Genomic DNA, 22,892 nt, shown 5'->3' with positions numbered 1-22,892 from the left:
CCCGTTCGACAGCGTGCGCGCCGCAATTGCTGCGTCAGCCTCGCCGCTTACCGCCGATGGCCTATATCAACTGGATGCCCAAGAACCACAGAGGCTTCCATGACTTATGAATTGTACTACTGGAACGGCATTCAGGGCCGTGGCGAATTCGTACGACTGGCGCTCGAAGATGCCGACGCGGCTTACGTCGATGTCACACGCGTCGCTGACCGCGGCACCGGCGAGATGATGAGGCTCATGGGAAGTACCACCGCAGCACACATCCCTTTCGCGCCGCCGTTCCTAAGAGACGGCGACCAGATCATTTCCCATGTGGCGAACATCCTCCTCTACCTCGGTCCCAAGCTCGGCCTTGCACCAAAGGAGGAGGCGCTGCGCTGGTACGCCAACGGCCTGCAGCTCACCATCACCGATTTCGTCGCCGAAGTGCATGACACACACCACCCGATTGCAACGTCGAAATACTACGAAGACCAGAAGGAAGAGGCGAAGGCCCGCGCATCCGAATTCGTCACGAACCGCATCCCGAAGTTTCTCGGCTATTTCGAGCGCGTTCTTGCGCAGAACCCTGAGGGCGGCGGTCACGCCGTTGGCAGCGCCGTTAGCTATGTCGATCTCTCGCTGTTCCAGGTGATCGAAGGACTGCGCTATGCTTTTCCCAGGGCGATGCGGCACTATGAGCACCTGTACCCCAACCTCTTGAAGCTGCATGCCTGGGTCAAGGCAAGACCAAGGCTTGGCGCCTATCTCGCTTCGCCGCGACGGCTGGCCTTCAACGAGGACGGCATCTTCCGTCGCTATCGCGAGCTGGATATCGAGCCCTAAGCGAACCGGCCGCCCTCCGCCGTTGCGCCGCGTGAGGGAAGTCGGTCGTTTCGAGGTGATCTCGTCGCCTCAGGCAGCGGCAAGAGCGCGCGCTACTCGATGTAATTCCAGGGAATGAAGCGATAGAGCGTTTCATCCCTGGCCACGTGGCCGATGCCGGGAAACGGCAGGTGCGCGCCGGCGACGAGGTAACGGCCATCCGCCGCATCTGCAAGTGCCATGGCACGGGTCGCGACCGCCGCAGCGCCGTCGACGTCGAAGGTAACGAAGACGTCGGGTGCATCGAACTGGATGTGGTCGCCGTGGATCACGTCACCCCAAAAGACGAGGCGTTGACCGTCATCGGATTTCAACACGATCGATGAATGTCCGGGCGTATGCCCGGCCCTGAGGATCGAACCGATGTTCGGCAAAACGTCGGCGTTGTCGGCGAAACGCTTCACCTTTCCGGCGGCGATATAGGGGGCGAGAGCATCGTGGGCACGCTGGAAGTCGGTCTTCTGTGCCTCGGTCATCGACGTCACGCCTTCGCGCTCGATCCAGAACCGATATTCGCGATCGGCGAGATGGATCTCGGCATTCGGATATTGCGGCTTGCCATCGACGGTGAGGCCGCCCGAATGATCGGCGTGCACATGCGTCAGGATCACGGCGTCGACCTGCTCGGCTGCGTAGCCGGAGGCCGTCATGTGGCGAAGGAGCTTGCCGGCAGCGGCGCCGAGCAGCGCGCCCGACCCCGCGTCGATCAGCACCAGGCGTTCGCCGTCGTTCACCAGATAGGCATTGATCGACAGATGCGGCTCCTTGCCGAGAAAGTTGTCGTCGAGCTTGCGCTGCAGGTCGTCCACCGGTTCGTTCTGATAGATCGTCGCCATAGGCAGCGCCAGCGTGCCGTCCGACAGCGCAGTGACTTCATATTTTCCGAAGCGGAAGCGGTAGAAACCGGCATTGGCAACGGTCGAGAACGGCGCGGCGGAAAAGGCCAGGCGCGGCGCGAGCGGCAACAGGGCGGTGGCGGCGAGAAAACCCAAAGCTTGTCTGCGGGTGGTCATGATCGGCTCCTTCGATTGAATGCGATGAAGCTATCAATTCAACCCTTCGTCGATTATCCTTCGATCATGGAAGTGATTGTTCCGGAAACGCATGAAATCCCCCCAGTCTCCCGATCTCAATAGCCTCAGGATCTTCCTGGAGGTCGCCCGCACCGAGAGTTTTTCCGCCGCCGCGCTTCGCCTGCACCTTCCACCGAGCACGGTCAGCCGACGCCTGCTGGAGCTAGAGACCGTGCTCGGCGTCGCATTGTTGTTGCGCTCGACGCGCCGCGTCTCCTTGACCGAAGCCGGCAAACAGCTGCTGGAGTCGATTGGTGGAGCAGTGGAATTGATCGATCGTGGCATTGCCAGTTTCCGCCCCGCCGACGGAACGGCCCGCGGGCGGCTGCGGGTCGCAACATCGGTGGCTTTCGCGCGCACTTACCTGCCACCGATCCTCAAGCTCTACGCAGATCTCTGCCCCGAAGTTCAGGTCGACCTGCAGACGACCCATCACAATGTCGACCTGATTGGCGAAAGCGTCGACGTGGCGCTGAGAATGGGCGAGCCGGTCGACAGCGAGATGATCTACCGAAAGATCGGAACGATCGAGCAGCGCCTCTATGCCGCCCCGACCTACTGCACCGGGGTGACCCTGTCGTCACCCGAGGATCTGATGGGGGTCGCCCTGGTGGCGCATCGGACGCGCATGCGGCGCGAACTCGCCCACTGGCTGCTGTCGGATGGCAACCGGCACTTCACATTGGAGCGGCCACCATCCATCGTGGTCGACGATCCGGCCATTGGAGAGCGCCTGATCGCCGAGGGCCTCGGCATCGGTCTGCTCAGTGATGCGCTCGCCGCAGACGGGGTCGCCACGGGGCGGCTGGTTCCGGTTCTTGCCGAATGGTCGGGACCGCCCACGACCCTTTACTACCTCTATCATCAGCAACTGGGCGATCTGCCGAAAGTGGCGCAGTTCCTGAAGGCAGTGCGCGAGACGTTCCGTGTTCGGGCTGATTAAGGGCCGCCGGGCCTCAAGAACGACGAGCGTGCCACGACACCTCGGCAACCCATGAGACGGACGGGCAAGGTGACTACAATTCCTCGATCCTATCCACCCGATCGGGATCGAAGGCCAGGCGGCCCTTGATTTCGGCCACCGCCGCATGCGGGTTTTCGTAGGTCCAGACGGCATTTCTCGACCGCTCGCCACCGATCGGGATGCTGGTAATAGGAGGCGTCGCCTTTGTAAGGGCAATGCGACGCATGATCCGTGCGCTGAAGCAAGGACATATCGACATCCTCACGCGGAATGTATTGAAGCGGCGGGTAGGACGCCTAGCGCAACGTCAATGCGTCGCGGGTGTCGGCAACGACGCGTCCATCGAGCTTGACGACGACGCGCGCCGTGTTTCGATCAATACTGATCGGATGATCTGGGCCGGGAATCTTGATCGGTTTGTCGGACATAGTCGCCGCCTTTGAAACATTGGTAATCTCTAGATGGTTGCCTTGCCCGCGAATTCCAACCAATCGGGCCAAAAGTACCTGCCGAGCCTGGTCAAGGACAGCGGAACATACCGGATTCCTAGGCCCTCACCGCGGTTCGTCCTCAGCTATCCGCCGCCGGAGAACTGATCGCCGTGGTCGGCTGTGCCGCGCCGGCGGGTGGATTGCTCTTGTCGAGCAGCTTGCGCACCTCCATCACGCCCTTGGCCGTATCCGACCAGCTATGTCTCCAGACGAGAAGTCCTACCGAGCCGACGATGGCGACGAGAAACGCGATCGGACCCAGGAACCAGAGAGCCGCGGCAACTGTGAAGTAGTACGAGCGAACGCCCTGGCTGAAGGAGCGAAGCGCCGGATTGATCATCAGCGACAGGGCCTGGGTCCAGGCAGTGATGTCTCGGACTTCATCGCGCGACGGGCTGGCTCCGATCGCCGCGAGACAATAGTTGATCTGCCGCACGGCCCAGATGAACTCGGAAAGCCCTCGCAGCAATGTCGCCATGACGAGCAGCACCTTGGATTGAAACAGCCACAGCGGCTCGATTGGGGCGAAGATCGCGATGATCCCCGCCTGAAGGCCGATCGTCGGCTGGATGAAAAGCGCACTGCTCATGGCGACGATGACGATAAGGTTGGCCGAACCGAAGAACGAGGCCGAGTTGATCGTGTGGCCGAGGATGGCCGCATCGCCGATGAAATTGGTGTCTCGTGTCAGAACCTCGCGCATCCAGGCCTGCCTCACACGCACCATGTCCAGCATCAGGCTGTCAGTCCGGCGCGGCCAGCCAAGAGCCATCATCGGCTCCAATCCCACCCAGGTCGCGAGAAACAGAATAATCGCAATCCAATCAAGCATCTGCACGGCCCAGCCTCCCATCACAGCTATTCCTAATAGAAGCCGCGACGCGTGACTCGTCAACGCGTCGGCGTAATCGGGATTTGCCGGAGCCGAGGTCGTGGCCTCGGGGATTGAGCATCCTGGCGACTTACATTCCATCAACGGATTGACACGACCTGTATCCTGGATACAATTTGCTTCGACTGTGGGAGGGATCGATGAACCAATCCTTCGAATGGCGAAGCCAATCGCGCCTACTCGACGAAGTGGCGCAAGCGCTTCGCGAACGCATCTATGCCGGCGTCTACGCCCCCGGAGCGACGCTCCGCCAGGAGCGGATCGCTGCCGAATTCGGCATCAGCCGAACGCCGCTGCGCGAAGCCCTGCGGGTGCTGGAGCGCGACGGGCTCGTGGTCAATAAGCCGGGCAGCGGCGTCAGGGTCGCGACTGCCGACCTGCCGAAACTTCTCGACGCCTATGCTGTGCGCGAGGCAATGGACGGTGTCGCGGCACGCAACGCCGCCGAGCGCGCGACACCGGCCGAAATCAAGGATCTCGCAAAGCAGGTTGAGCGACAGCGCAAGATCGTCGAGAACTGGGATCCCGGTGCCTACACCCAATCCAACGTCCTTTTTCACGAGGCAATCGTCGCCGCCTCACGCAATGCATCGCTGGCACCGCTCGGCCCGCTTCTGCGCATGACCTCGCAGGTCTTTGCGCCGGCCTTTTCGCTTTCGAGCGAACGCGCCAGCGCGGCCGTCGCCGAACACGAGCTGATCGTCGAGGCGATCGCGGCACGGAACCTCGACGAGGCCGAGAAGCTGGCGCGCGCGCATATCCACGCGACCGCAACGAGATTGAAAGCGCTCCTCGACGAGCGCGAGACTGACAACGAGGCATGATCGTGAAGACCTACGGCAATTTCATCGCGAACAAATGGCAGGATGCATCGGGTGGAGAGTTCATCGCCGTCAGAGACCCTTCCAACGGCCAGGAATTCGCGCGCATTGCCCGGGGCACCCGGGACGACATCGATCTCGCCGTGCGGTCTGCACGCGCGGCGCTCTCCGGCGACTGGGGGCGCATGACGCCCACGGAGCGCGGGCGGGTGCTGAGCCGGATTTCGGCAGCAGTGCTGCGCAACATTGATCTGCTGACGGAGCTCGAGGCGCGCGATGTCGGCAAGCCGCTGACGCAGGCGCGCGCCGACGTCGTGGCGCTCGCCCGTTATCTCGAATTCTATGGCGGCGCCGCCGACAAGGTGCATGGCGACACGATCCCCTACCAGAACGGCTTCACCGTCTTGACGGTCTATGAACCGCACGGGGTTACCGGCCATATCATCCCCTGGAACTACCCGATGCAGATCCTCGGCCGTAGCCTGGGTGCCGCGCTTGCGATGGGCAATGCGGCGGTGGTCAAGCCGGCGGAAGAAGCCTGCCTCACCATTCTGGAATTTGCCCGCATCGCCGAAGAAGAAGGCCTGCCCGCGGGCGCGCTGAACATCGTCACCGGCTTCGGCGCGGAGGCCGGTGCGGCCCTTTCCGAACATCCTGACGTCAACCACATATCGTTCACCGGTTCTGTCCGCACCGGCGAGATGGTGCAGGCGGCAGCCGCGAAGAATGCGGTGCCGGTGACACTGGAACTCGGTGGCAAGTCGGCGCAGATCGTCTTTGCCGATGCCGATCTCGATCGCGCCATTCCCTTCCTCGTCAATGCCGGCATTCAGAACGCCGGCCAGACCTGCTCGGCCTCGTCGCGCATTCTCGTTGAGCGGTCGGTCTACGAGGAGGTGGTCGCGCGCATGAGCGAGAGATATCGTGCGCTCAAGGTCGGCCCGGCCGGCGCCGATTTCTCGGTCGGTCCGGTCGTCTCGCAGCGGCAGAAGGCGATCATCGAGAGCTTCCTTGCCGACGCTGCAAAGGATGGCCTGAAGATCGCAGCTCAAGGCGAGATCGTCGCTGACGCACCCGCCGAGGGCGCCTATGTCGCCCCCACGCTTCTGCGCGACGTGCCGCACGAACACCGCACGGTGCAGGAAGAGATCTTCGGACCGGTGCAGGTGATCATGCCCTTCGACGGCGAAGAGGAGGCAATCCGCCTTGCCAACGGCACCGCCTACGGCCTCGTCTGCGGCGTCTGGACCAATGACGGCGGACGGCAGTTGCGCATGGCGCGCGCCGTGCACGCCGGCCAGGTGTTCATCAACAATTATGGCGCGGGCGGCGGCGTCGAGCTGCCCTTCGGCGGCGTGAAGAAATCGGGCCATGGCCGCGAAAAGGGTTTTGAGGCCCTCTACGGCTTTGCCAGCATGAAAACCATTTCCGTCTACCACGGCTAGAGCCAGGAACCGTGGGCGTTTTCCGCCCACATCCCGCTCTAATTTCTGATCCAAGTTTGCCCCGGGAGGAACACGTGTCACTAGAAGGTAAAGTCGCTCTCATCACCGGCGCGGGTTCGGGCTTCGGTGAGGGCATTGCGAAACGCTTCGTCGCAGGCGGCGCCAAGGTCATTGTCGTCGACCGCGATGCCGTCGGCGCTGAGCGCGTTGCCAAGGAACTCGGCGACAACGTCATTGCCGTCGTTGCCGATATCGCCAAGCAGACCGATGTCGAAGCCGCCGTCGCGGCCGGTATCGAGTCGTTCGGCCGCGTCGATATCCTGATCAACAATGCCGGCATCGGCCACAAGCCGCAAAACGCCGAACTGGTCGAGCCTGATGAGTTCGATCGCATCCTCGGCGTCAACGTGCGCGGCGTTTACCTGATGACCCGGGCGCTGCTGCCGCACATGAAGGAAAATAAGGCCGGCGTCATCGTCAACATCGCGTCCACCGGCGCCAACCGGCCGCGACCGAATCTGGCCTGGTACAATGCGACCAAGGGCTGGGTGGTCTCCGCCACCAAGGCACTGGCGATCGAACTTGCGCCGTTCAACATCCGCGTGGTGGCGCTCAATCCGGTCGCCGGCGAGACGCCGCTGCTTTCGACCTTCATGGGAGAAGACACCGAGGAAATCCGCAAGAAGTTCCGCGATTCCATTCCGCTCGGACGCCTGCTGAAGCCCGAGGATCTCGCCGAGGCCGCCGCCTTCGTCGCCTCGCCGCAGGCCTCGATGATCACCGGCGTCGCACTGGATGTGGACGGCGGACGCTCGATCTAAGTAACTGGGACCATAAACAACGAAACCGCAAAGCGGGGGAACCATGATGAACTTGACGAAATGGGCACTTGCCTCGTGCTTCATCGCCGCGTCGCTGACGACGGCGATGGCCAAGGACACAATCACCGTCGGCCAGGTGCTGGAGCCGCCGGGCCTCGACCCGACCGCCGGTGCCGCAGCACCGATCCGCTACATCACCTACGGCAACCTCTTCGAGGGCTTGGTGCGCGTGGTGGAAGACGGCACGGTGAAGCCGCTGCTCGCCGAAAGCTGGACCGTCTCCGGGGACCAGAAGACCTACAGCTTCAAGCTTCGCCAGGGCGTCAAGTTCCACGACGGCACGCCGTTCGACTGCTCGGTCGTCAAGTTCTCCTATGAACGCGCGGTTGCGGCGGACTCCACCAATGCGCAGAAGGGCCTGTTCGAGCCGATCGAAAAGACCGAATGCCCGGATCCAGCCACCGCCGTCGTGACGCTGAAGCGCCCGGCGTCGAATTTCCTCTTCAACATGGCCTGGGGCGACGCGGTGATGATCGCGCCTTCATCCGCCGCCGACAACAAGACCAAGCCTGTCGGCACCGGTCCGTTCAAGTTCAAGGAATGGGCAAAGGGCGACAAGGTCGTACTCGAAAAGAACGCCGACTACTGGGGCGAACCGGCCAAGCTCAGCGAAGTGACCTTCAAGTTCATCAGCGATCCTTCGGCCGCTGCCGCCGCCGTTCTCGCTGGCAATGTCGATGCCTTCCCAATGTTCCAGGCAGCGGAACTCGTGAGCCAGTTCCAGAGCGATCCGAACCTCCAGGTCGAGGTCGGCAGTACCTCGGGCAAGGTGGTCCTCGCTCTCAACAATGCAAGGAAGCCGTTCGACGACGTGCGTGTCCGTCAGGCGCTCGCTTATGCAATCGACCGCAAGGCGCTGGTCGAAGGCACCTATTCCGGCTTCGGCACGACGATCGGCTCGCACTATTCGCCGGTCGAACCCGGTTACGTCGATCTGAACGAGACCTACCCCTACGACCCCGGCAAGGCGCAGCAATTGCTGCAGGAAGCGGGCGTCCAAGGTCTCGAGATCACCATCATGCTGCCGCCGCCGGCCTATGCCCGCCGCGGCGGCGAGATCATCGCGGCCATGCTCAGCGAAGTCGGCGTCAAGGTGAACCTCGTCCCGATCGAGTTCGCGCAGTGGCTGGACCAGGTGTTCAAGAACTCGGACTTCGACGCGACGATCATCGCCCATGCCGAGGCCCGCGACCTCGATATCTATGCCCGCGACAAATACTACTTCAACTACCAGAACCCGGAATACAAGGCGCTCTACAAGTCCTACACGCTCGCCTCGACCGAAACCGAACAGATGGACCTCAGCGGCCAGCTCCAGCGCAAGCTGGCAGCCGACGAACCGAACGTCTTCCTCTATGCGCTGCCGAAGATCGGCGTCTGGAACAAGAAGGTAAAGGGGCTTTGGAAGAACATGCCGGTGCCAGCCGACGATCAGACCCAGACCCATTGGGAAAACTGATCGACTTTCAATGAGCGGGATGCGGGCAGAAACCCGCACCCCGCCCCGGCATCCCGCCCTTCCCGTCGGGAAGGGTGGCTGCAGATATGCCGTTGACCGCCGCACCCGGCGCCGGTCAACGCTCGCTCTTTCCGGGAGGTTGATGTGATTTCCTTCATTGGCGGTCGCCTCGTGTCGCTGGTTTTGACGACATTGGTCGCCTCAGTCATCGTCTTTCTGCTGATGCAGGTATTGCCCGGCGACCCGGCGGTGCTGATGCTCGGCATGAACGCGGACCCGGACGCGATTGCGGCGCTGCACAGACAACTGGGCCTCGATCAGCCGATCTGGATCCGCTACCTCCACTGGATCGGCGGCTTCGTTGTCGGCGATTTCGGCATGAGCCTCACCTATTCCGTGCCGATCCGCGACTTGCTCGGTCCGCGCATCCTGGTAACGCTGCCGCTGGCTTTGCTCTCGATGGCGATCTCCGTGGTCGTCGCCATCGCCATCGGCGTCTATGCCGCCGCCAATCGCGGCAAGGCCGGAGACACGGTGGTCATGGGCATCGCCCAGGTTGGCGTCGCCATTCCGAATTTCTGGCTGGCGCTGCTCTTCATCCTGCTCTTCGCGCTGAAGCTTGCCTGGTTTCCGGCCTCCGGCTTTGCCGGTTGGGATGGCGGCATCTGGAACGGCCTGCATTCGCTGATCCTGCCGGCCTTCGCGCTCGGCCTGCCGCTTGCCGCCATTCTCGGGCGCGTCACGCGCTCGGCCGTCATCGAGACGCTCGGCGAGGATTTCATCCGCACCGCCCGCGCCAAGGGGCTCAGCCGGTCCGGCGCGCTGTGGACGCATGCGGTTCCGAACGCGCTGATCCCGGTCGTCACGATCATCGGCCTGCAGTTTTCCTTCCTGCTTGCAGGCACCATCATCATCGAGAACGTCTTCAACCTGCCGGGTATCGGCCGCCTGGTCTTCCAGGCGATCGCTCAGCGCGACCTGGTGACGGTGCAGACGCTGGTGACGCTGCTCGCGGCTTCCGTCATCACCATCAATTTCCTCGTCGATCTGGTTTACGGCTATCTGGATCCGCGGCTGTCGCGAGGAGGCCACTGATGTCCAATCCCGCAGTCGCTTCTGAACAAGGCATCGTCTCCAAGCTCATCGGCAGCAGGAACCTGACGATCGGCGCCACCGTCACCGTCATCCTCCTGGCAATGGCGATCGTCTCCTATGTCTGGACGCCCTATTCGCCGACCGGGATGAACTTCCGCGACAAGCTGCAGGGGCCTAGTCTTGCCCATTGGTTCGGCACCGACAATTTCGGCCGCGACATCCTGTCGATGATCATGGTGGGCGCACGCAACTCGATCAGCGTTTCGATCGTCGCGGTTCTGGTCGGTGCCGGCATCGGCGTACCGCTCGGCGCCTGGGCTGCCGCGCGCGGCGGCTTTGTCGATGGCCTCGTCATGCGCATGAGCGACCTTGCCTTCGCCTTTCCGGCGCTTCTGACCGCCGTCATCATCACCGCCATCTTCGGCCCCGGTGCAACGAATGCGATGATCGCGATCGGCATCTTCAATATCCCGGTCTTTGCCCGCGTCACCCGTGGCGCCTCGATGGGGCTCTGGAAGCGCGAATATGTGCAGGCGGCGCGCTGCGCCGGCCGCGGCGACGTGGCGATCACCCTTTTGCACATCCTGCCCAACATCAACCACGTGCTGCTCGTCCAGGTGACGATCCAGTTCGCCTTGGCGATCGTCGCCGAGGCCGGTCTCTCCTATGTTGGGCTCGGCACGCAGCCGCCGATGCCGAGCTGGGGCAAGATGCTGAACGACGCCCAGACCTTCATCTACCAGGCGCCCTGGCTCGCGATCTTCCCGGGGCTGGCGATCACCTTTGCCGTGCTCGGCCTCAACCTGTTAGGCGATGGCCTGCGCGACATTCTCGACCCGCGCGTGAGGCGGCAACGATGACGAAACCCTTGCTTAGAATGACCGGCATGTCGGTCGAACTCACGGCGGGCACGAGCCAGGTCGATATCGTCTGCGACATCGATCTTGAGCTCAAACGTGGCGAGCGCCTCGGCATCGTCGGCGAATCGGGCAGCGGCAAGTCTATGACCGCACTCGCCGTGATGGGTCTGCTGCCGCAGCGCATGCGAGTGCGGGGCGAACTTTCTTTCGACGGCCGCAATCTCGCCGGCCTGTCGGAAGCCGACTATTGCGACTATCGCGGCCGGCGCATGGCGATGATCTTCCAGGAGCCGATGACAGCGCTCAACCCGGTGAAATCGATCGGCGCGCAGATTGCCGAGGGACGGCGGCTTCACCTCGGCGAAACCAGGGCCGATGCTGAAAAGCGGGCCCGTGCGCTTCTCGACCGGGTCGGCCTGCCGGCGCCGCGCTTCGATCTGGACCTCTACCCGCATCAGCTCTCCGGTGGCCAGCGGCAGCGCGTGATGATCGCCATGGCGATCGCCTGCGAACCGGACCTCTTGATTGCCGACGAGCCGACGACCGCGCTCGACGTCACCGTGCAGGCGCAGATCCTCGACCTGCTGGACGAACTGGTTGAAGACACCGGCACCGCGCTGATGCTGATCACCCACGATCTCGGCGTCGTCTCCGAGATGACCGACCGCATCGCGGTCATGTATGCCGGGCGCATCATCGAAACCGGGCGGACCGACGATGTCTTCGCCCGCATGGCACATCCCTATGCCCGCGGCCTCTTTGCCGCCTCACCACATGGCGCGGCCCTTGCGCCACGCCAAGCGGGCGAAGGACGTCCGCGACTGAACGCTATCCCCGGCATCGTTCCCGATCCTTTCGGTCGGCCGCCTCACTGTTCCTTTGCCGAGCGCTGCGCTTACGTTCAGCCGGATTGCCGGCGGGCGATCCCGGCACTGGATCTGATCAACACCGATGAAAATGTCGAGCATCGCGCCGCCTGCTTTCATCCGCGCGAAAGGATGGTGGCACCGTGAGCGAGGTTATTCTCAAAACCACTGATCTCGTGCGTGAATACGATCTGCCGCGCCCTTCGATCTTCTCGAAACAAAGCCGCCTGCGGGTGCTGCATAGCGTGAGCATCGAACTCCAAGCCGGCCGGAGCCTCGGCATCGTCGGCGAAAGCGGCTCCGGCAAATCGACGCTGGCACGCGCGGTTATGGGACTGGAGCGGCCGCAATCGGGTGAGGTGAATATTGCCGGCAAGGACATCTATGCGCTCGACCGCGCCGGACTGCGCGAAGCGCGCAAGGGCTTTCAGGCGATTTTCCAGGATCCGTACGGTTCGCTTGATCCGCGCCATACGGTCCGCACGATCATCTCCGAGCCGATCGTTTCGTTGGAACGCGGCACCAGCACGGCGGAGCGCAACAAGCGCATCGCCGAGGTGCTGGAAGCTGTCGGCCTGCCGCTTGCATCCGCCGACAAGTTCCCGCACGAGTTTTCCGGCGGCCAGCGCCAGCGCATCGCCATAGCCCGCGCGCTCATTACCCGGCCGGCGCTGATCGTCGCCGACGAGCCCGTTTCGGCGCTCGACGTCTCGATCCAGGCGCAGGTCCTGAACCTGATGATGGACCTGCAGGAGAAGCTCGGCCTCTCCTATCTCTTCATCAGCCACGATCTCGGCGTGGTGCGCGCCATCACCGATCGGGTCGCGGTCATGCATCTCGGCCGGATCGTCGAGGAGGGACCGACGGCTGAGGTCTTCGACAATCCGCGCCATCCTTACACCCAGGCGCTGGTCGCCGCCGTGCCGAAACCGTTTTCCGGCCGTCGCAAGCGGATTCGCTCTGATGCACCGCCGCAAACGCCCGTCCATACCGCAACGACCGCAGCCGGCTGCGCCTATGCCGCCGTCTGTCCGATGAGGCAGGAGATCTGCCGGACCCGAACGCCTGAGGCCAAGCCGGTATCGCCGGCCTGGTCCGCCCGCTGCCATTTCGCCTAGGAATTGATCCCATGTCCGAACTTGCCGATTTCTCCGCCGTCGATCTTGTCGAGGCCTACCGCTCGAAAAAGCTCTCCCCTGTCGATGTCACCGAAGCCGTCATCGCCCGCATCGACGCCTCGGAACCTAAACTGAACGCGCTTTGGGCCTATGACCCGGCCGAAGCGCGCAAGGCCGCAAAGGCCTCGGAAGAACGCTGGGCGAAAGGCGCTCCTCTGGGCGCGATCGATGGCGTGCCCGTGACGATCAAGGAGAACATCGCAACCAAGGGGACAGCGGTCCCGCTCGGCTGCGCCGCCGTGACGCTCACACCGGCCGCCGCTGACGCGCCGCCGGCCGCACGCACCCGAGAGGCGGGCGGCATTCTGCTCGCCAAGACCACCATGCCCGACTACGGCATGCTTTCCTCCGGCCTTTCCAGCTTCCACAAACTTGCCCGCAACCCGTGGAATCTTTCGGCCAATCCCGGTGGCTCCAGCGCTGGCGCCGCAGCGGCAGCCGCCGCGGGCTATGGTCCCCTACATATCGGCACTGATATCGGCGGCTCGGTCCGCCTGCCGGCCGGCTGGTGCGGCATCGTCGGCCTGAAACCTTCGGCGGGGCGGATCCCGATCAATCCACCCTTCATCGGCCGCGTCGCGGGGCCGATGACCCGGACGGTCGCCGACACCGCGCTCTACATGTCCGTGCTCTCAAAACCCGATGCCCGCGACACGATGGCTCTGCCCTATGCGGAACTCCCGTGGCTCGACCTCGATTGCGACGTGAGGGGCCTGAAGATCGGTCTCTGGCTCGACGCCGGCTTTGGCCAGTCTGTTACCGAGGAAACGGAACAGGCGATCAGCCAGGCGGCGAAGCTTTTCGCCGATGCCGGTGCGATCATCGAACCGGTCGGCCCGTTCCTCACCCGCGAGATGATCGACGGCCTCGACCGCTTCTGGCGGGCGCGCGGCTGGGAGGACGTGTCGCGCCTTTCGCCGGAAAAACAGGCGCAGATCCTGCCCTACATCTTCGACTGGATCAAAACGGCCGAGAATTTCTCCGGTCGCGAGGTCTATACCGGCTTCGCCCAGATCGAGGCCATGCGCAATGCGCTGCACGCAGCCCTTAACGGCTTCGATTTCATCCTGTCGCCGACCGCACCGACGGCGTCCTATCCGGCCGAATGGGCCTCGCCGATCAACGACCCGCAAAAACCGTTCGAGCATATCGCCTTCACCGTCGCCGCCAACATGGGCGGGCAACCGGCGATTTCGATCAATTGCGGCTATACTTCGGGCGGCCTGCCGATCGGTCTGCAGATCATCGGTCAGTCCTTCGACGACATCGGTGTGCTGCGTCTCGCACGCGCCTTTGAAACCATGCGCCCTGAGCAGCGGCCTTGGCCGAAGGTCGCATGATGAGCCACACGATGCGCTACACCATCGAGAGCGGCGACCTGGAAAACATCGTCTCCCGCCTGCTCGACATCGTTCGCCGGCTCGGCGTCAGCGTTTCCAAGCTTGCCATAGAGGTGGATGGAGGCAAGGCGAACCTCGAAATCGCCATGTCCTCGGCTTCGCACGCCGTAGCCAACACCCTCAGGGAGCGCATCGCGCAAATCGAGGGCGCTCGACCGCTGCCGGGCGTCGAGCATGGCGCCGCCACCTCGTAACCAGGCGCAGCTTTCAACCAACCCCTGCGGCAACGCCGCTCACAATCAGACGAAAACGACAGGAGTGCCGAAATGGCTCGCAAACTTTTCATCCTTCCCGGCGACGGCATCGGCCCGGAAGCCATGGCGGAAGTCCGCAAGATCATCGCCTACATGAATGCCGAGCTTGGCGCCGGCTTCGTGACGGACGAGGGCCTGGTCGGCGGTTCGGCCTATGACGCCCACGGCCAGGCGATCTCGGAGGCGGACATGGCAAAGGCGCTGGCCGCCGATGCGGTGCTGTTCGGCGCCGTCGGCGGCCCGAAGTGGGATGCGGTGCCCTATGAGGTCCGCCCGGAAGCCGGTCTGCTGCGCCTGCGCAAGGACCTCGAGCTCTTCGCCAACCTGCGGCCGGCGATCTGCTATCCGGCGCTCGCCAGCGCCTCGTCGCTGAAGCCCGAGCTCGTCGAAGGCCTCGACATCCTGATCGTGCGCGAGCTGACCGGCGGCGTCTATTTCGGCGAGCCGAAGGAGATCATCGATCTCGGCAACGGCCAGAAGCGCGGCATCGACACCCAGGTCTACGACACCTACGAGATCGAGCGCATCGCCGGCGTCGCCTTCGAGCTTGCCCGCACGCGGCAGAACCGCGTCTGCTCGATGGAGAAGCGCAACGTCATGAAGTCGGGTGTGCTGTGGAACCAGGTGGTGACCGAGACGCACAAGGCGAAATACGCCGACGTCCAGCTCGAGCACATGCTGGCGGATGCCGGCGGCATGCAGCTGGTGCGCCAGCCGAAGCAGTTCGACGTCATCGTCACCGACAATCTGTTCGGCGACATGCTGTCGGACGTGGCGGCGATGCTGACCGGCTCGCTCGGCATGCTGCCGTCGGCCTCGCTCGGCGCCCCGGATGCGGTCAGCGGCAAGCGCAAGGCGCTCTACGAGCCGGTGCATGGTTCGGCCCCGGACATCGCCGGCAAGGGCATTGCCAACCCGATCGCGATGATCGCCTCCTTCGCCATGTGCCTGCGCTACTCCTTCAACCTGGTGAAGGACGCCGACAATCTGGAGAAGGCGATCGCCAACGTGCTCGACCAGGGCATCCGCACCGGCGACATCATGGCCGAAGGTGCGAAGAAGGTCGGCACGACAGAGATGGGCGACGCCATCCTTTCCGAGTTCAAGGCGCTGTCGGCCTGATCAGCGGACGATGCCGCAGGGCGTGGCGTCGGCCCGACGCGCCACCCGACAAACAGACACCTCCGGAGCGCATCCGGAGGTGTCTTGCGTTTGACGCATTGAGCGACAGTATCGCGTCAGATCGTGATGCCGCCGTCGATGTTGATCGCCTGGCCGGTGATGAAGGCAGCCTCGTCGGAGGCGAGAAAGGCGCAGACGGCAGCGACCTCCTCCACCGTGCCGAAACGCCCGGCCGGCTGTCGGCTGATGAAGGACCGGTAAGCCTCGTCCCGGCTTCCGAGTTTCTCGCCAAGTTCGCCGATGCGTTCCTCCAGCGAGGGCGATGCGACCGTTCCGGGGCAGACCGAGTTACAGCGAATGCCCAGGGACACGTAGTCGGCGGCGACTGCCTTGGTCAGCCCGATGACGCCGCCCTTGGCGGCGCCGTAAGCGGCGCGCCGCGGAAAGCCCTTGATCGAGGAGGCGACCGATCCGATGGTGATGATGCTGCCGCCATCAGCCTTCATCTTCGGGACCGCGCCGGCGATGACGTTATAGGCGCTGTCGAGGGTGATGTTTACCGAGCGGCGCCAGTCGGCAGCCGAGCATTCCTCGATCGTGCCCTGATGCACGTAACCGACGGCATGCACCAGGATATCGATCCGTGCGAAGGCCTCGAAATAGGCGGCGACCGCCGCGTGATCGGTCGCATCGAGCCGCGTCGTCGCGGCGCCGTCAAGGGTGGCGAGCAGGTCGGCATTGATGTCGCTGGCGTGAACCTCGGCGCCCTCCGATATCAGCCGCTCGGCGACGGCACGGCCGATGCCCTGGCCGGCCGCCGTGACCACGGCCACGCGTCCGGCCAAACGTTCCGTCTTTCCATTCATGGCGAGACCCCTTTTGTAAGCCTAGAGTGACTGAACGATCTGGCGCTGGCGGCCGAGCCGGTCGATGCCGAGTTCCACCACGTCGCCGGGTTTCAGATAGCGCGGCGGCTTCTTGCCCATGCCGACGCCTGGCGGTGTGCCGGTGCAGATGAGATCGCCGGGCTCAAGCACGCAGAACTCGCTCATGTAGGAGACGATGGTCGCGACATCGAAGATCATGCGCGCGGTCGTGCCCGCCTGCATGCGTTCGCCGTTGACGTCGAGCCACATCGAAAGCGCCTGCGGATCCGGCACCTCGTCACGGGTGACGAGCCACGGACCCGTCGGGCAGAAGTTTGGGAAGCTCTTGCCCTTCACCCATTGGCCGCCGCGCTCCATCTGCCAGGCGCGTTCCGAGACATCGTTGACAACCGTGTAGCCGAAGACATGGTCCATCGCCTCGCTACGCGAAACATTCAACGCCCGCTTGCCGATGACGATGCCGAGCTCGACCTCCCAGTCGAGCTTGGCCATCGTCCTCGAATAGAGGATTGGATCGTTCGGACCGCAATAGGTGCCGGCCGCCTTGTTGAAGAGGATTGGTTCAGCAGGCACCGGCAGCCCGGCTTCAGCAGCATGGTCCGAATAGTTGAGGCCGATGCACCAAATGTTGCGCGGTTGCTTGATGGGGGCGCCGATACGCGTCGACAAGACCGCAACCTCGGGAAGTGCGTCGAAATCGGCGTCTGCCAGCTGCGCGCTTACAGTTCCAATCGTTTCGGGCGTGACGTCCCCGATCAACGAGGATACGTCCCATGCTTTGCCGTTCTCGTCGAGCATGCACGGTTTTTCGCGACCGATGTCGCCTATCCGGACCAATTTCATACTGTTGTCCTATTGTTCTTTTTAGACCACCAGGTGTTGTGCAGCGGAGCGCCGGCCACGAACGCGCTGGCACCGAGCTGCTCCTGGATTCGAATGCACTCATTCCACTTGGCCATCCGCTCCGAGCGCGTGAATGAACCAACCTTCAGCTGGCCGGCGCCGAGCCCTATGGCGAGATGACTGATGGATATGTCCTCCGTTTCTCCCGAGCGTGCCGACACGACCGATCGCCAACCGGCCCTTTCGGCGGTGAGATAGGTTTCCACGGCTTCCGTGACTGTTCCTACCTGATTGACCTTGATCAGTACGGCATTACAGGCGCCATTGCTGGCTGCATCGCGGACGAGAGCCGCGTTTGTCACGAGATAGTCGTCGCCGATTATTTGGACACGCCCCCCGAAACGGGTCGTAAATGCGGCCATGCCTTCGATATCGTCCTCGGCCAGAGGGTCTTCGATCGACGCGATCGGGTAGGTATCGAGCCATCGGCCCAGCTGGTCGATCATCTCGCCCGAATCCAGTTCGCGATTTTCCAGCGCCAATTTGTAGCGGCCACCTCGTCCGAACTCCGAGGCAGCAACGTCAAGCGAGATGACGACCCGGTCGCCCGGTGTCTCGCCCGCTTTCACGATAGCGTCGCATAACGTCTCGAGCGCCTCTTCGTTGCTATCGAAAGCGGGCCACCATCCGCCCTCGTCCGCCACCCCCGCAAGCCGGCCTCTGCTCGCCATAAGATCGCCGGCGGCGAAGTAAACGGCATTGGTGATCTCCATGACCTCTTCGAAACTCGAGGCGCCCGGAACCATGATCATGAAGTCCTGCACGTCCACGCGCCTGCCTGCGTGAGCCCCTCCACCGAATATCTGGATCTCGGGCAGAGGGATGGACGGCTGCCGGCCATATGCGCTGGCAACACGGCGCCATAACGGCTCACGGGCGGCCGCAGCAGCGGCGTGCAATACCGCAAGTGACACGGCGACTGTGGCGTTGCCGCCGAGAACCGCCTTTGACGGCGACGGGTCGAGCGCGCAGAGGGCAGCGTCTGCTCCCGATTGATCGAAGACGTCCCTTCCGATCAGCGCCCTCGCAATCGGCCCGTCGATATTTGCCACGGCCTTTGCAACGCCCTTCCCGCACAAGCTGCTGCCGCCATCACGCAAGTCAGTTGCTTCGCGGGTTCCTCTCGAAGCGCCGGCCGGTGCGATCGCGCGGCCTTGCGCTCCGCTGGCAAGCGTAATTTCGGCCTCGACGGTCGGGTTTCCCCGCGAGTCCCAAACGCGCCGGCCCTTGATCCCGGCGATTTGCGTGTCGTTCATTTGCAGAGTTCCTCGGCCCAGGCTCGCGTTACATCGGCCAGGGTGGCTGGGGGTGACTGGATCAGGTTACGGGCAAATTGGCGGACGAAGTCCTTGTCTGTGCTTGTTGTGATGTATTCGACCGGCGACTTTCCGTCGACGCGCGCCAGAAGAAGAGCCGGCAAGAGCCTCGCAGCCCGGGCCTCAAGCGCAATTGCCGGCTCCCAGGTCACTCCCGTGAGATATGATTTCACGAGAGCCTCGAAACTGTGCAGAAGCTCCGCCGCATCCTGCCGTCGCCAGATACACTTCAGCAGCAGGTGATTGAGACAGAAGGCAAGATCGAAGCATGGATCGCCATACCAAGCACATTCTGCATCGAGGATGATCGGACCATCCTGGCCAATCAGAATGTTCTTTGGGCTGACGTCCCCGTGAACAAGTGCGGTCTTCGTGTTCATCACGTCCCGCGACAGTGCAAGAAGCGGTGCAGCAAGATCAGGATGCACCTGCGCCGTCGCTTCAAGATAGGGCTCAAGGCGGATCGAGTGAAAGACCTCGTCATTGGCGAACCGGCGGCCGATATCTTGCGAGTGCGCGGTCGCCGCATGGATCGCCGCAACAACGCCCCCCAGACGACGCGCGAACGTCACATCGACGCGCCCATTACGCAGTTCCTCCTTCCAGACGGGATTTTCGGAAGGATTGAAGTAGGTCATGGCGAATGCACCGAGCGACGGATCATGTGCAAGAATGCGCGGAACGGCATTCGGAGCGACCTTTGCGGCCTCGAGCATCCATTCGACCTCGCTGGCGTTTCGCGTCACCGGCGCTTTCCAGTCCTGGGCTACGCGCAGGCTCGCCAGCGCCTTCTTGACGACGAAACTCGTTTCATTCGTCGTGACCTTCCAAATGTCCGATGCGACGCCGCCGGTCAGCGGCTCAATCGCCCACGCCTGCTTATCCTGGACCTGCCCGGACCTGTGAAGGAATTCAAGAATGGCGGGATCCACATTTCCGGCCCCGAGAATGCATGCAAGACTAGACATGACTTGCCCCAATGAAAAATGCTGACCAGCTAGGCATTAGTCGGCCAGCAGTGATGCGACTAAACTTGCCGAACTGCAGCTAGGCTTGTTGTGGCCGCGTGCCCGGCAGGATTGCTGATAGGAGCGACTTCGACGGAAAGTCGGTAGTGGGTGATGAAGATCTGACCCGGCTCGAACGCAATCGCCGTGGCAACGCCCGATAATGCCAGCGGGTTAGCCGCCGTGCAGACCGCCGGTCCGAGATCGAAAGCAGAGGCGATGGGCTCGAGGCCGAGCGCCACGTGCCGCCCGTTCCAGGGATAGGCCTTGCGGCCGCGATTGCTGAACCAGAGTAGCAGGCTCGGAAAGTGATCCTTCTGCCAGGTGAGCCGCGCGCGAAACCCCTCGTCGCGATAGTGGAGCGCCAGGCTGCCGTCGACACCGCAGAGCTGCAGCAGATCCTCGGTTTCTTCGGTGAGCGGCACCTGCGAGGCGTCGATTGTCGCACCGCTACGGGTCTCGACTTTGCCAAGCGATGGCCATTGCCGATCGAGCGAGAACAAGGCCGCGCCCGGTTCGACGTCGCCGGGAAAACTCAAGACGCGATCATAGGCACCGGGTTCGATAGTGACCGAACCCGGGCGGCTCGGCAGCCGGAACGTCGGATGCAGGCCGATCGGCAGCCGGCATGGCCGCCGCGCCTCGATTTCCAGGGTGATGTCGATGGCGGCCGCGCTTGGATCCGGCATAATCCTCCGCCGCAAAAGGCCGATCGGATGGTCCTCCGGATACCGGCATTCCATGGTGATCTGACGGTCGTCGCAAGCGCTCCAATCCCAATGAGCATTGGCGCTATGGCCATGGGGCACGCCGGCGCCATCGAAACTTTCTCCTGTCGCAGACCAGCCTGCGGGAAGCGCCCGGTCGGCGTCGCTGCCGAAGGGGACGCAGGGCCATTCGCCGCGCAATTCTTGCAGGATTTCGGGCAGCGTGTCGCGCTCGGGATCACTACCCCAAGGTGCCACATGCAAGGGACTGACGTGCCGCCCGTCCGGCAGCAAAAACAGCACGGGGCCGAGCATGCCGCCGAGCGACTGCACCGAAAGGCAGCCATGCGCCCAGGCAAGCGCGCGTCGTGTCGTCACCGCACTCACCTGGTTGCCACTCCAAACCGGTTTTCCGGAAGGCCGGGAACTTCGACGCGCATGGCATAAAGGCTGCCGGCGAGGCGTTCACCGGGGCCGGAAAGAATGCTGGCGGTGGTGATATAGAGCGTCTTCAGATCGGCACCACCGAAGGTGCAGGTGGTGATGTTGGTCACCGGCACGTCGATTACTTCGGCAAGACGGCCATCGGGTGCGATCCGGGCAATGCAGCTTCCGCCGAAACGGCAGTTCCAGAGAAAGCCTTCGCTGTCGATCGTCGAGCCATCGGGCGAGCCGCGATCGAATCCGGTGAAGAAATGCCGTTCGCCTGAAATCGCCCCCTCGGCCGCGTCATAGTCGAAGGCATAGATCTCGTTTGCCAGCGTGTCGGCGAAGTAGAAGGTGCGCTGGTCCGGGCTCCAGCAGAGCGTGTTGGAGATGCCGAGCCCCTGGCGCCATTCGGTGACAGTCCCGTCAGGCGCGATGCGAAAGAGAATGCCCTCGCCCGGGCCCGCTTCGCCGAGCTCGCCATCGGGCAGGACATTGTTCTTCATCGAACCGACCCAGAAGTTTCCGGCGGGATCGGTGCGGCCATCATTGAGCCGTACCCGCGGCGCGCCGGGTAGGCGGAAGCCGTGATCTTCGCGCCGATCGGTCTCCGGCCACCACCAGAGGAGTTTCGAACCGAGAGCAACGAGCAGGCGGCCGGCTTCATTTGTCAGCGAGATCGCCACCACCGGTTCGTCGAACAACCAGGTTCTGACCGCTTGAGTTGCCTCGTCGTAGCGATGCACGAGGAACCGGTTGATGTCCGTCCAGTAGACAGCCGCCTCGTCCGCGGACCAGACGGCGCCCTCACCGCAGCGGTCGCCGACGGGCGCGACACAGATAAGCTCGGGTGCCATCGCTGCCTCCTATTCCGCCGCCATGCTTGCAGGGATCGAGCGCGATGGCCCGAGCGCTTCGGCGTTCTGCACCAGCGCCTTCATGTAGCCGAGCGCAAAAGCCTTGCCCGCATGCCAGGAGGCACCGCAGGTCATGGCCGGCGTGTGGTCGGGGATCATCACGCCCCGGTAGTTCTCGTCGCGCAGGATGCGGATGATCTCGGCCATGTCGATATCGCCCTCATCGACGAAGGTCTCGACATAGCGCGGCATCTTTCCGCGCACGTTGCGGAAATGGATGTAGCCGATGCGGCCGGAGCGGGCAAAGCGGCGGACATGGTCGTAGATATCGCCGCCCGGCATCTCCTGCAGCGAGCCGAGGCAGAGTTCCAGGCCGTTCGAGGGCGAGTCGACGATCGCCATCAGCCGATCGTATTTCTCCGGTCGGTTGACGAGCCGCGCCGTGCCGCGCAGTTCCTCCGCCGGCGGATCGTCAGGGTGAGCGCCAAGTACGACGCCCGCCTCTTCGGCGACCGGTACAACCGCCTTCAGGAAGTGGCTGAGGCGGTCCCAAAGCTCCGCCGAGCTGACGGAAACCGGGGCGACACCGGGGATGCCGCGGCGGTACCGCATGTTCCACACCATGCCGTCCGGGATCGGCGCATCCGGGCTCGGCGCGATGCTGTTTTCGACGCCAAAGCCGACGGATTCGGCGCCACCGCGGGCATAGGGGCCACGGGTCCAGCCATAGACGCCGGCGAGCGAGAAATTGTAGCCGATGCAGGGAATGCCGGCGCGGCCGGCGTCGCGGATGAGCTGCTTCAGCCCCTCGATCTGCTGCGCGCGCTCAGGCCCGTCCAGGAGCACATCATGCCAGAAGCGCGGCGAAAAGTTCTCGATCGCCGCCACCTCCAGGCCGCCGGCGCGCACGTCCTTCACCAGCGCCGACAACTCATCGTAAGTCCAGAGCCGATCGCTGGAGCAATCGCCCCAGCCGCCCTGATCACCGCTGTCGATCTTCGGATCCTTGCCCGCGAAATAGTTGGTCAGGTGCGCGACGACATGGGTCGCGCCTGCCTGCAAGGCAAACTGAAAGTTATCCGGAGTGAGTTGCTCCCGGTAGAGCCCAAGGCCGATCTTCATTT

21 protein-coding genes and 2 pseudogenes are annotated in these 22,892 nt (G+C 63.4%); 13 read left to right on the top strand and 10 right to left on the bottom strand.

What is annotated here, in order from left to right; translation table 11 throughout:
- Positions 1–99: 99 nt before the first annotated feature.
- A complete protein-coding gene (locus BHMPCIPO_RS25160) occupies positions 100–825 on the top strand; it encodes a glutathione S-transferase (RefSeq protein ID WP_173519466.1) in 726 nt (241 codons plus the stop codon).
- Positions 826–917: 92 nt separating this feature from the next.
- Here the strand turns inward: BHMPCIPO_RS25160 and BHMPCIPO_RS25155 are convergent, their stop codons facing one another.
- Positions 918–1,877, bottom strand: coding sequence for an MBL fold metallo-hydrolase (locus BHMPCIPO_RS25155; protein ID WP_173519465.1), 960 nt, complete (start codon positions 1,875–1,877; stop codon positions 918–920).
- A 91-nt stretch (positions 1,878–1,968) separates the two neighbouring features.
- Here BHMPCIPO_RS25155 and BHMPCIPO_RS25150 point away from each other — a divergent pair, with 91 nt between their 5' ends.
- Complete coding sequence (locus BHMPCIPO_RS25150) at positions 1,969–2,880, top strand: LysR family transcriptional regulator (protein WP_173519464.1); 912 nt, start codon at positions 1,969–1,971, stop codon at positions 2,878–2,880.
- Between the two features lie 73 nt (positions 2,881–2,953).
- Here BHMPCIPO_RS25150 and BHMPCIPO_RS25145 read toward each other — a convergent pair.
- Both BHMPCIPO_RS25145 and BHMPCIPO_RS25140 read right to left on the bottom strand, forming a co-directional pair.
- Positions 2,954–3,329 (bottom strand): annotated as a pseudogene (locus BHMPCIPO_RS25145) (DUF427 domain-containing protein).
- Between the two features lie 211 nt (positions 3,330–3,540).
- Positions 3,541–4,224: pseudogene (locus BHMPCIPO_RS25140) on the bottom strand (DUF599 domain-containing protein); the annotation flags it as partial.
- Between the two features lie 200 nt (positions 4,225–4,424).
- On the opposite strand from BHMPCIPO_RS25140, the gene BHMPCIPO_RS25135 reads away from it, so the two are divergent.
- The 11 genes from BHMPCIPO_RS25135 (at position 4,425) to leuB (ending at position 15,665) form a co-directional block, all read left to right on the top strand.
- A complete protein-coding gene (locus BHMPCIPO_RS25135; RefSeq protein ID WP_173519462.1) occupies positions 4,425–5,108 on the top strand; it encodes a GntR family transcriptional regulator in 684 nt (227 codons plus the stop codon).
- Positions 5,105–6,550 (top strand): aldehyde dehydrogenase family protein, encoded by a 1,446-nt coding sequence (locus tag BHMPCIPO_RS25130; protein WP_173519461.1) that lies wholly within the window; start codon positions 5,105–5,107, stop codon positions 6,548–6,550. Before BHMPCIPO_RS25135 ends, BHMPCIPO_RS25130 begins: the two co-directional genes overlap by 4 nt.
- Positions 6,551–6,624: 74 nt before the next feature.
- Positions 6,625–7,371, top strand: coding sequence for a glucose 1-dehydrogenase (locus BHMPCIPO_RS25125; RefSeq protein ID WP_173519460.1), 747 nt, complete (start codon positions 6,625–6,627; stop codon positions 7,369–7,371).
- Positions 7,372–7,414: 43 nt separating this feature from the next.
- Positions 7,415–8,890, top strand: coding sequence for an ABC transporter substrate-binding protein (locus BHMPCIPO_RS25120; RefSeq protein WP_173519459.1), 1,476 nt, complete (start codon positions 7,415–7,417; stop codon positions 8,888–8,890).
- 144 nt (positions 8,891–9,034) lie between these two features.
- The gene (locus tag BHMPCIPO_RS25115) at positions 9,035–9,985 is read left to right on the top strand and encodes an ABC transporter permease (RefSeq protein ID WP_173519458.1); all 951 of its coding nucleotides are present in this window, start codon (positions 9,035–9,037) and stop codon (positions 9,983–9,985) included.
- Entirely contained in the window at positions 9,985–10,845 is an 861-nt protein-coding gene (locus BHMPCIPO_RS25110; protein ID WP_173519457.1) for an ABC transporter permease, read from the top strand. The genes BHMPCIPO_RS25115 and BHMPCIPO_RS25110 overlap by 1 nt, the downstream gene beginning before the upstream one ends.
- The gene (locus tag BHMPCIPO_RS25105; RefSeq protein WP_173519456.1) at positions 10,842–11,858 is read left to right on the top strand and encodes an ABC transporter ATP-binding protein; all 1,017 of its coding nucleotides are present in this window, start codon (positions 10,842–10,844) and stop codon (positions 11,856–11,858) included. Before BHMPCIPO_RS25110 ends, BHMPCIPO_RS25105 begins: the two co-directional genes overlap by 4 nt.
- A complete protein-coding gene (locus BHMPCIPO_RS25100; protein ID WP_173519455.1) occupies positions 11,855–12,829 on the top strand; it encodes an ABC transporter ATP-binding protein in 975 nt (324 codons plus the stop codon). The genes BHMPCIPO_RS25105 and BHMPCIPO_RS25100 overlap by 4 nt, the downstream gene beginning before the upstream one ends.
- An 11-nt stretch (positions 12,830–12,840) precedes the next feature.
- Positions 12,841–14,229, top strand: coding sequence for an amidase (locus tag BHMPCIPO_RS25095; protein WP_173519454.1), 1,389 nt, complete (start codon positions 12,841–12,843; stop codon positions 14,227–14,229).
- Complete coding sequence (locus BHMPCIPO_RS25090; RefSeq protein WP_173519453.1) at positions 14,229–14,483, top strand: hypothetical protein; 255 nt, start codon at positions 14,229–14,231, stop codon at positions 14,481–14,483. The genes BHMPCIPO_RS25095 and BHMPCIPO_RS25090 overlap by 1 nt, the downstream gene beginning before the upstream one ends.
- Positions 14,484–14,555: 72 nt before the next feature.
- Entirely contained in the window at positions 14,556–15,665 is a 1,110-nt protein-coding gene (gene leuB, locus BHMPCIPO_RS25085; protein WP_173519452.1) for a 3-isopropylmalate dehydrogenase, read from the top strand.
- A 116-nt stretch (positions 15,666–15,781) separates the two neighbouring features.
- Here the strand turns inward: leuB and BHMPCIPO_RS25080 are convergent, their stop codons facing one another.
- The 7 genes from BHMPCIPO_RS25080 to BHMPCIPO_RS25050 form a co-directional block, all read right to left on the bottom strand.
- Positions 15,782–16,531 (bottom strand): SDR family oxidoreductase, encoded by a 750-nt coding sequence (locus BHMPCIPO_RS25080; RefSeq protein ID WP_173519451.1) that lies wholly within the window; start codon positions 16,529–16,531, stop codon positions 15,782–15,784.
- A 21-nt stretch (positions 16,532–16,552) separates the two neighbouring features.
- Entirely contained in the window at positions 16,553–17,395 is an 843-nt protein-coding gene (locus BHMPCIPO_RS25075) for a fumarylacetoacetate hydrolase family protein (RefSeq protein ID WP_173519450.1), read from the bottom strand.
- A complete protein-coding gene (eno, locus tag BHMPCIPO_RS25070) occupies positions 17,392–18,711 on the bottom strand; it encodes a phosphopyruvate hydratase (RefSeq protein WP_173519449.1) in 1,320 nt (439 codons plus the stop codon). The genes BHMPCIPO_RS25075 and eno overlap by 4 nt, the downstream gene beginning before the upstream one ends.
- Positions 18,708–19,703: a phosphotransferase gene (locus BHMPCIPO_RS25065; protein ID WP_312033064.1), complete on the bottom strand. Its 996-nt coding sequence runs from the start codon at positions 19,701–19,703 to the stop codon at positions 18,708–18,710. Before BHMPCIPO_RS25065 ends, eno begins: the two co-directional genes overlap by 4 nt.
- A 95-nt stretch (positions 19,704–19,798) precedes the next feature.
- On the bottom strand, positions 19,799–20,863 hold the full coding sequence (locus BHMPCIPO_RS25060; RefSeq protein ID WP_173519448.1) for a hypothetical protein: 1,065 nt from the start codon (positions 20,861–20,863) through the stop codon (positions 19,799–19,801).
- A gap of 5 nt (positions 20,864–20,868) precedes the next feature.
- Complete coding sequence (locus tag BHMPCIPO_RS25055; RefSeq protein ID WP_173519447.1) at positions 20,869–21,768, bottom strand: SMP-30/gluconolactonase/LRE family protein; 900 nt, start codon at positions 21,766–21,768, stop codon at positions 20,869–20,871.
- A 9-nt stretch (positions 21,769–21,777) separates the two neighbouring features.
- Positions 21,778–22,890, bottom strand: coding sequence for a mannonate dehydratase (locus BHMPCIPO_RS25050; RefSeq protein WP_173519446.1), 1,113 nt, complete (start codon positions 22,888–22,890; stop codon positions 21,778–21,780).
- Positions 22,891–22,892: the final 2 nt, after the last annotated feature.

It is taken from the genome of Ensifer sesbaniae, from assembly GCF_013283665.1.
GTDB lineage: Bacteria > Pseudomonadota > Alphaproteobacteria > Rhizobiales > Rhizobiaceae > Ensifer > Ensifer sesbaniae.
This window is presented reverse-complemented; position numbering and strand designations above follow the sequence as displayed.

Excerpts from the sequence above, each read along its gene's own strand:
- BHMPCIPO_RS25160 (WP_173519466.1), top strand. The coding sequence starts at position 100 with ATGACTTATGAATTGTACTACTGGAACGGCATTCAGGGCCGTGGCGAA.
- BHMPCIPO_RS25155 (WP_173519465.1), bottom strand. The coding sequence starts at position 1,877 with ATGACCACCCGCAGACAAGCTTTGGGTTTTCTCGCCGCCACCGCCCTG.
- BHMPCIPO_RS25150 (WP_173519464.1), top strand. The coding sequence starts at position 1,969 with ATGAAATCCCCCCAGTCTCCCGATCTCAATAGCCTCAGGATCTTCCTG.
- BHMPCIPO_RS25135 (WP_173519462.1), top strand. The coding sequence starts at position 4,425 with ATGAACCAATCCTTCGAATGGCGAAGCCAATCGCGCCTACTCGACGAA.
- BHMPCIPO_RS25130 (WP_173519461.1), top strand. The coding sequence starts at position 5,105 with ATGATCGTGAAGACCTACGGCAATTTCATCGCGAACAAATGGCAGGAT.
- BHMPCIPO_RS25120 (WP_173519459.1), top strand. The coding sequence starts at position 7,415 with ATGATGAACTTGACGAAATGGGCACTTGCCTCGTGCTTCATCGCCGCG.
- BHMPCIPO_RS25110 (WP_173519457.1), top strand. The coding sequence starts at position 9,985 with ATGTCCAATCCCGCAGTCGCTTCTGAACAAGGCATCGTCTCCAAGCTC.
- BHMPCIPO_RS25105 (WP_173519456.1), top strand. The coding sequence starts at position 10,842 with ATGACGAAACCCTTGCTTAGAATGACCGGCATGTCGGTCGAACTCACG.
- BHMPCIPO_RS25095 (WP_173519454.1), top strand. The coding sequence starts at position 12,841 with ATGTCCGAACTTGCCGATTTCTCCGCCGTCGATCTTGTCGAGGCCTAC.
- BHMPCIPO_RS25090 (WP_173519453.1), top strand. The coding sequence starts at position 14,229 with ATGAGCCACACGATGCGCTACACCATCGAGAGCGGCGACCTGGAAAAC.
- leuB (WP_173519452.1), top strand. The coding sequence starts at position 14,556 with ATGGCTCGCAAACTTTTCATCCTTCCCGGCGACGGCATCGGCCCGGAA.
- BHMPCIPO_RS25080 (WP_173519451.1), bottom strand. The coding sequence starts at position 16,531 with ATGAATGGAAAGACGGAACGTTTGGCCGGACGCGTGGCCGTGGTCACG.
- BHMPCIPO_RS25075 (WP_173519450.1), bottom strand. The coding sequence starts at position 17,395 with ATGAAATTGGTCCGGATAGGCGACATCGGTCGCGAAAAACCGTGCATG.
- eno (WP_173519449.1), bottom strand. The coding sequence starts at position 18,711 with ATGAACGACACGCAAATCGCCGGGATCAAGGGCCGGCGCGTTTGGGAC.
- BHMPCIPO_RS25055 (WP_173519447.1), bottom strand. The coding sequence starts at position 21,768 with ATGGCACCCGAGCTTATCTGTGTCGCGCCCGTCGGCGACCGCTGCGGT.
- BHMPCIPO_RS25050 (WP_173519446.1), bottom strand. The coding sequence starts at position 22,890 with ATGAAGATCGGCCTTGGGCTCTACCGGGAGCAACTCACTCCGGATAAC.